This is a genomic window from Paraburkholderia dinghuensis (assembly GCF_003837865.1).
Lineage (GTDB): Bacteria > Pseudomonadota > Gammaproteobacteria > Burkholderiales > Burkholderiaceae > Paraburkholderia > Paraburkholderia dinghuensis.
Genome location: NZ_RQIS01000033.1, coordinates 20,680 through 27,713 on the forward strand (window position 1 = coordinate 20,680; position 7,034 = coordinate 27,713).

The following is a 7,034-nucleotide window of genomic DNA, read 5'->3' on the forward strand; positions in this document are numbered from 1 at the left end:
ATCGGCATGGATGTTTTTGGCTGGCAGGGCGCCCCGGCGGACTAACCGTTCGGGATCGACTTCGAGCTGGCTACTGGTTGTTGAAAGCGCGACAGCGTGCGGTTCTCTGTCTGCAAATGAGAATCGTTATCATCGCAGATGTTTCTCTTTCTTTCAATTGAAAGTTGATGTCGATCAGTCTGTCCTTGAGCGGACGGGGTGGGGCGTGCCGAGCGGACGATTTGTCCCGGCTGCCGAATCGTGTCGCCGGAACGGCCGCTGCCGGCGAGGTGGCCGGGCGAAACAGGCTAGGTGCGTGTGCGCTTCGAGGTCGGCCTGACCGGCCGGATCGAGGACATCGAACCGAAGAAGAGCATCGGCTCAGTCCGCTGGCCTTGCGAAGATCGGCTTTGTGACGGACCCGGAACACGGATGTGATTGCGGTGAACCGGGCGCATTCCCGACTTCCCGATGCAATGACTGAGCAAGATCCGGCTGTTATTTTTTCTCACATATCGGTGAAAATCCCTCATTAAGAGCCGTGCGCCGCACGGCTTACGATCAACAGACGTCTGCGACGCCGCGGTGTGCTCATTCGCGCCCCGCTCGTTATCACCGAGCCCTTTCATGAACCCGATCGAACTCGCTCAACTCCTCGTTCTCGCCGCCTTGTGGGGCGGGTCGTTCCTGTTTATCCGCGTTGGCGTGTCCGATTTCGGGGTTGCGCCGCTGATGGCGTTGCGCGTCGGTATCGGTGCGCTGTTCCTGTTACTCGTGCTGTTCTCGCGCCGTCCGGCGCGCGAGGCGATCGGCACGCTGCGTGAGCGGGCATGGCCGCTCTTCGTCGTCGGCATCCTGAACTCGGCGGCGCCGTTCTGTCTTTTTGCCTGGGCTGAGCTCACGCTTTCCGCGGGCGTGACGTCGGTCATCAATGCGACGACCCCGCTCTGGGGCGCAGTCGTCGCGTATCTGTGGCTCAAGGACAGATTGAGCGGCGCGCGTGTGCTCGGGCTCGCGATCGGGTTTGCTGGCGTGCTCGCACTCGTCGGCGACCAGATCGTGACACACGCGGGCGACGGCGCTTCGTCTTTCACCACAGCGCTCGCAGCGGCCGCCGCGCTTGGCGCGACGCTGCTCTACGGTATCGCCGCAAGCTACACGAAACGTCATCTGACCGGGGTTGATCCGCTGACCGTCGCTGCGGGCACGATGACGGCGGCAACCATCGTGCTCGTGCCGTTCGCGGTCGCGACCTGGCCGTCGACTTCGGTCTCGCTGCACGCGTGGGGCGCCGTGCTCGCGCTCGGCATTGCCTGCACCGGCGTCGCCTATTTGCTGTTCTTCCGTCTGATCGCGGCCATTGGTCCCGCGCGCACGATTACGGTCACGTTCGTGATTCCGGTGTTCGGCATCCTGTGGGGCGCGCTCTTTCTCAGCGAGCGCGTGTCGACGGGCATGGTCGGCGCGTGTGCGACGATTCTCGTCGGCACGGCATTGGCGACGGGCTTCGTCAAGCGTCTACCCGGTCTCGGCGCGCGCCGCAGTGAGGCGCGCGCCGAGCGATGAGCGCTGCACGTTCAATGCAGTGACGCCATCGCATTGCACACGCATCCGGTGCATGCGCAATGCACTGTCACTGGCTCGTGCGCCGCAAGGCGCTGCGAGCTTGCCTTGCACTCGCGCCGCTGCGCGGCGAATCTCCTTGACTTCGCGAGCCCATCCGATGGGAAACGTCACGACAGATCCCGAAACAACTACGAGAGCCCTGTGTCGTGAGCAAGCAGCCGAGCCCTGGGAGCGGCATCCGCGAGATGAGGTGTCACTTGTGTTCTCGCTGGCGCACCGGGCGCCGTCTCCACACGATCCGTGTCACTCGCCCGCATGGGCGCGTTCCCGTTTATCGCGGGCTTGAAATTTCGAAGATCGGTAAAGAGAAGCGGAGACGACGCGTGCAAAATATATCGTCGAATTAATGATTAATCCGCGACTGCCGCTTTTATGTCAGACATTGAAAGTAATTGGTCAGGAATTCGTCTGAGATAACGGACGGATTGTCGCGGCCCGGCATGCTCTGACGGCACATGTTTAAGCACGAATGCCGGTTCACGCCTACACTGGCCCAATTCGTAGCCCATTATCTAGTGATCTTAAAGAAATCCCAAAGCGAAGTGTTTGATTAATAACTTAACCCGCCTGGCTCGAATCGATTGAGTGGCGCATGTCGTACTGGTGTCGATTGCGTAATTATGAATTACCGCGTTAACGGTTTATTCGACTCTGCGGAAACGGTACCTTCTGGCCCCGTGTGGCACGAGATTGTGCGCCGCCAGGCGCGCAGCACGAGCCGGCACGTTTGCTGCGACGCGCAGCGGACCGTTTCGCAGTTGAGACGACGAGTGCTGGACGGGCCCGCCTATGAGCGGGGCAATGTCCGCACTGAGGCGTGTTCGAGCCCGCCTCGCGACACGTTGTCGTTTGTATCGCGGATTTGCATACATGGCAAAAAGAAGATCAGTCTGGCAGGGACAGGTCGCGGGCGGCGCGCTGAGCGCACTTCTCGCGCTCGGATCCGCAAGCGCGCATGCGGACCAGTTCGGTATTCAGTTTGGCGCAGGTGTGGCTGACCACGACGTCAAGAAGCTCGACCTGGGCCTCGTCTGGGACCCCGGCTGGCAGTGGTGGCATGTTGGCGGCTTTCATTTCACGATAGTCGGCGAAGGTCACGTCGCGTACTGGCATCTGACCGAGCGGGCCGCCTCGCAGCCGCAGATCTGGGAGTTCGGATTTACGCCGATGTTTCGCATCATCAAGGACACAGGCTGGATTCGCCCGTTCCTTGAGGCGGGTGTGGGCGTGCGCCTGCTTTCGCACGTGGAGCTGACGCCCGATCGCACGCTGTCGTCGGCATTCCAGTTTGCCGACGTGATTGGCGTCGGCGCGCAATTCGGCGAACATCAGAACTATCAGGCCGGGCTCCGGTTCCAGCACATCTCGAATGCTGGTATCAAGACGCCGAATCCGGGTCTGAACTTTACGCAGGTCTACCTGCAGTACAACTTCTAGACGGTTCGAGACGGCATGCAGGCAGTGCCCTGCATGACGCAACCTGAACAGGAGTTTTTATGGCAACCGGCAGTCAGCTTACGCTCTACACAAACCGCAGTCTGAAGAAGGGCAGTCAGTCCGCCGTCGACTGGATACTCGATACCGCCAAGGCCGTCGGCGTGCGTGGCGCGACCGTGATGGAAGGCTGTGAGGGCGTCGACGTGCATGGCCGGCTTCACGCCGCGCGCTTCTTCGAACTGGCCGACGAACCGGCCATGGTCGTGATCGTCGCCGACGATCCGTCGATCGATGCGTTGCTCGTGGCGCTCGAACAAGGGCGCGTCAAGCTGTTCTACACCCGCACGCCGCTCCAGTTCGGCCATCTCGGCGACGATTGAGCACTGGCGGCCCGACGCGCCAGAATCAGCCGTTTCTCACAACCCGTTAAACTGTCGAGCGTTGGTGCGGTGCATCAAGTGCGCCGTATCGCCGGCTTTTTTTCGCGCGATGCGTCGGCGTCGCAGATCACGGAGTGAGGTGGAGACATGGCAATTGAATCGGTAGGGATTGTGGGTGCGGGCACGATGGGCAATGGCATTGCGCAGGCGGTGGCCGTCGCGGGCCTGAAGGCTGTGATGATCGACGTGAATGACGCGGCGCTCGCCAAAGGTGTGGCGACGCTCACGCACAGTCTCGAGCGGCTCGTTTCGAAGGGCAAGCTCGACGCATCCTTGCGCGACGCGGCGCTCAAGCGCATCGAGACCACCACCGACTATCAAGGCCTCGCAGGCGTCGACCTCGTGATCGAGGCGGCCACCGAGAACCTCGAACTCAAGACGCGGATCCTCAAGCAGATCGAAGCCGCCGCGCGCCCGGACGCGATCATCGCGTCGAACACTTCGTCGATTTCGATCACGTCGCTCGCCACGACGCTTGCCGATCCGTCGCGCTTCATCGGCATGCATTTTTTCAACCCGGTTCCGATGATGCCGCTCGTGGAAGTCATCCGCGGCCTGCAGACGCGCGCTCAGGTCGCGCAGGACGTGCACGAACTCGCGAAACGCCTCGAAAAGACGCCGATCGACGTGAAGAACGCGCCGGGTTTCGTGGTGAACCGCATCCTCGTGCCGATGATCAACGAAGCGTTCTTCGTGCTCGCGGAAGGCACCGCGAGCGCCGAGGAGATCGACGCGGGCATGAAGCTCGGTGCCAATCACCCGATCGGGCCGCTCGCGCTGGCCGACCTGATCGGTCTCGACGTATGCCTGTCCGTGATGGACGTCTTCCTGAAAGACTTCGGCGATTCGAAGTACCGGGCATGTCCGTTGCTGCGCGAGATGGTCGCGGCTGGCCACCTCGGCCGCAAGACCGGGCGCGGCGTCTATCAGTACGAGAAGTGAACACGCGGTGATCGCGCGGTGATTGCGCCGTGACGATGTCGAGCCGGCGCACGCCGGCTCGCATGCCGTCTCAGGTGCGCACGCTTACGCGGTATTGCGTCACCTGGTGGTAGGTCTCGCCGGGGTGCAGCACCACGGCGTCGCGCAGGGGCGGCTCCATATTGATCTGGTTCGGGAAGCCGCCCGCCTCGAGGCATAGGCCCGCGTAGCGCACGTACGACGTGCCGTGGCGCCCCGGCATGCCCTCCAGATAATTCCCCGTATAGCACTGCAGGCCGCGTTGGTCGGTCGCGACGCTCAGTTCGCGACCGCTGCCGGGATCGTAGACACTCGCGACGCTGCGCACCGGCCACGCCGAGCCCGCCATCCCCGGTGCCCTGGCGGGTTCACGCAGCACGTAGCAATGATCGAAGCCTCGCGCTCGCGCGAGCTGGGCGTGCGGCCAGTCGAGCCGCGCGCCGAGCGGCGCACCGTGACGGAAATCGAATGCACTGCCTGACACATCGGCGATGCCAGTCGGGATCATCTGCTCATCGACTTCGAGAAACGCGTCGGCGTCGATCGTCAGCATGTGGCCGCGGACGTCCGAGCCGGGTTCGCCGCTGAGATTGAAGTACCCATGACTGGTGAGATTGAGCGGCGTTGGGGCGTCGGTCACGCCTTCGTAGTCGATGGTGAGCGTGCCGTCGTCGTCGAGCGTGTAGCGCACCTGCACGCTCACATTGCCGGGAAATCCACCATCGCCTTCAGGCGAGTCGAGGCGCAGCACGAGCGCCCCGTGATCGTCCGCGACTTGCCACATCTGGCGGTGAAAGCCGTTCGCGCCGCCATGCAGCAGGTTGCCGTTCTCGTTGCGGTCGAGTGCGTAGTCGATCCCGTCGAGCATGAAGCGCGCACCGCCGATGCGGTTCGCCCAGCGCCCGACGAGGCCGCCCATGTATGTGGTCGCGGCGTAGTAATCGGCGGGCGTGTCGTGGCCGAGCAGGATATCGGCGAGCCGTCCGGCGCGATCCGGCGCGAACCAGGAGACGAGCGTCGCGCCGAGGTCGCTGATCGTCACTTTCATGCCCTGGGCGTTGCGCAGCGTGTAGAGCCGGACAGGATCGCCACCGGGGAGGGTGCCCCAGCGTTCTACAGGTAGACGGGCGAAGCTGTTCATGGAGCGGTAGTCGGTTGAATGCATGGGCGGCCGAAGCCGGGAGCAGGAATCGGGAATCAGGAACGGGGAGTCGCTGAAGACGTTGCGGCGGCAAGCACGACGCTGTCCTGATACTCGCGCGGCGTGCAACCGAGTTCACGTTTGAACACGGCATACATGTACTGGAGTGACGTAAACCCGCAGCGAATGGCGACCTCGGCGCTCGACGCATCGCGCTTCGCGAGCATGGCTTTCGCGGCGTCGAGCTTGTGGCGCAGGATTTCCTGATGCACCGTGCACTGGCGTTCACGGCGGAAATATTCTTCGAGCGAGGAGCGCGATATCCCGACGTAGTCGGCGACCTGTTCGGTCTTGATCCCCTGGCATGCGTACTGGCGGATGAAGTGCCGCGCACGCATGACGTAGGGACTGGACAGCGGTTCGTGTTTCGTCGATTCGAGCACATTGATGCCGACGGGCGGAACCAGAATGCGTCGTCCGGGAAAACGCGCGCCGTGCAGCATCTGATGCAAAAGGTGCGCTGCCGTCTTGCCCATTTCCTCCGTGCCCTGAATGACGGACGACAGCGGAATGCGCGTGAGCGTGCGCGTGAGCGGATCGTTGTCGATGCCGATGATCGCGACCTGCTCCGGCACCGCGATGCCGTGGATCAGGCACGCCTGCAGCAAGTGCCGTGCGCGGGCATCGGTGACCGCGATGACGCCGACCGGTTTGGGCAGGCTGTGCAGCCACTCGCTCAATTGTTCGATGGCCTGATTCCACGACGGCGCGCTCGTCGCGAGTCCGCGATAGACGGGCGCTGCGACGCCTTCGTCCTGCGCTAGCTTCTGGAATGCGAGTTCGCGCTCCTGCGCCCAGCGGTTCTCCTGCGCGACAGGCAGGCTGTACATGGCGAGATGCGGCAGGCCCGCGCCGATCAGATGCGTCCACGCGAGCGAGACGAGCTTGCGGTTATCGGTCGCGATATAGGGCAGTTCGGGCGGATAGTGCGCGGGGTCCTCGAACGAGGAGCCCACGGCGACCACCGGTAGCCGGCACCCGCTGAGCGCGTCCGCGACGGCGGGGTCGTCGAAGTCGGCGATGATGCCGTCGCCGTCGAAGCGCTCGATGCCCGCGAGGCGGCACCGGAAGTCCTCCTCGAGAAACAGGTCCCAGGCGACGCGCGTCGAGTGCAGGTAATGGCCGATCCCGGCGATGATCTCGCGGTCGTAAACCTTGTTCGCGTTGAAGAGCAACGCGATGCGGTTCGGTGTCTGGGAAGCGGGTGCACGGTTCATGGCGTGTCGGGCACGACATTGCGGCGGGCTTTGGCTGGCCCGGCCTCGTCATGCCATCGTCTCCTTATCGGGCGCGGCGGTGCCACTAAGAGCCGCTAACACAACCTGGACATGACGCCACGAAAGCCATATCCTGGCGCCATGTCCAGACGAAAAATCAGTAACGAGCTATGG

The 7,034-nt window shown here is 63.2% G+C and carries 6 protein-coding genes; 4 read left to right on the forward strand and 2 right to left on the reverse strand.

What is annotated here, in order from left to right; all coding sequences use genetic code 11:
• Window positions 1-606 precede the first annotated feature (606 nt).
• The 4 genes from D1Y85_RS26110 to D1Y85_RS26125 all read left to right on the forward strand — a co-directional run bounded on the left by D1Y85_RS26110 (window position 607) and on the right by D1Y85_RS26125 (window position 4,424).
• Window positions 607-1,545, forward strand: a complete 939-nt coding sequence (locus tag D1Y85_RS26110; RefSeq protein WP_124153969.1) for a DMT family transporter — start codon at window positions 607-609, stop codon at window positions 1,543-1,545.
• 930 nt (window positions 1,546-2,475) lie between these two features.
• On the forward strand, window positions 2,476-3,042 hold the full coding sequence (locus D1Y85_RS26115) for an acyloxyacyl hydrolase (protein WP_124153970.1): 567 nt from the start codon (window positions 2,476-2,478) through the stop codon (window positions 3,040-3,042).
• A gap of 59 nt (window positions 3,043-3,101) precedes the next feature.
• Window positions 3,102-3,422, forward strand: a complete 321-nt coding sequence (locus D1Y85_RS26120; RefSeq protein ID WP_124153971.1) for a DUF190 domain-containing protein — start codon at window positions 3,102-3,104, stop codon at window positions 3,420-3,422.
• A gap of 147 nt (window positions 3,423-3,569) precedes the next feature.
• Window positions 3,570-4,424 carry a 3-hydroxybutyryl-CoA dehydrogenase gene (locus D1Y85_RS26125; protein ID WP_124153972.1) on the forward strand — a complete coding sequence of 285 codons (855 nt, stop codon included), beginning with the start codon at window positions 3,570-3,572 and terminating at the stop codon, window positions 4,422-4,424.
• A gap of 70 nt (window positions 4,425-4,494) precedes the next feature.
• Here D1Y85_RS26125 and D1Y85_RS26130 read toward each other — a convergent pair whose 3' ends face one another.
• On the reverse strand, window positions 4,495-5,583 hold the full coding sequence (locus tag D1Y85_RS26130) for an aldose epimerase family protein (protein WP_124153973.1): 1,089 nt from the start codon (window positions 5,581-5,583) through the stop codon (window positions 4,495-4,497).
• A gap of 56 nt (window positions 5,584-5,639) precedes the next feature.
• Window positions 5,640-6,860, reverse strand: coding sequence for a XylR family transcriptional regulator (locus tag D1Y85_RS26135; protein ID WP_124153974.1), 1,221 nt, complete (start codon window positions 6,858-6,860; stop codon window positions 5,640-5,642).
• Between the last annotated feature and the right edge of the window lie 174 nt (window positions 6,861-7,034).

Coding starts and splice junctions, on each gene's coding strand:
- D1Y85_RS26110 (WP_124153969.1), top strand. CDS start 607: ATGAACCCGATCGAACTCGCTCAACTCCTCGTTCTCGCCGCCTTGTGG.
- D1Y85_RS26115 (WP_124153970.1), top strand. CDS start 2,476: ATGGCAAAAAGAAGATCAGTCTGGCAGGGACAGGTCGCGGGCGGCGCG.
- D1Y85_RS26120 (WP_124153971.1), top strand. CDS start 3,102: ATGGCAACCGGCAGTCAGCTTACGCTCTACACAAACCGCAGTCTGAAG.
- D1Y85_RS26125 (WP_124153972.1), top strand. CDS start 3,570: ATGGCAATTGAATCGGTAGGGATTGTGGGTGCGGGCACGATGGGCAAT.
- D1Y85_RS26130 (WP_124153973.1), bottom strand. CDS start 5,583: ATGAACAGCTTCGCCCGTCTACCTGTAGAACGCTGGGGCACCCTCCCC.
- D1Y85_RS26135 (WP_124153974.1), bottom strand. CDS start 6,860: ATGAACCGTGCACCCGCTTCCCAGACACCGAACCGCATCGCGTTGCTC.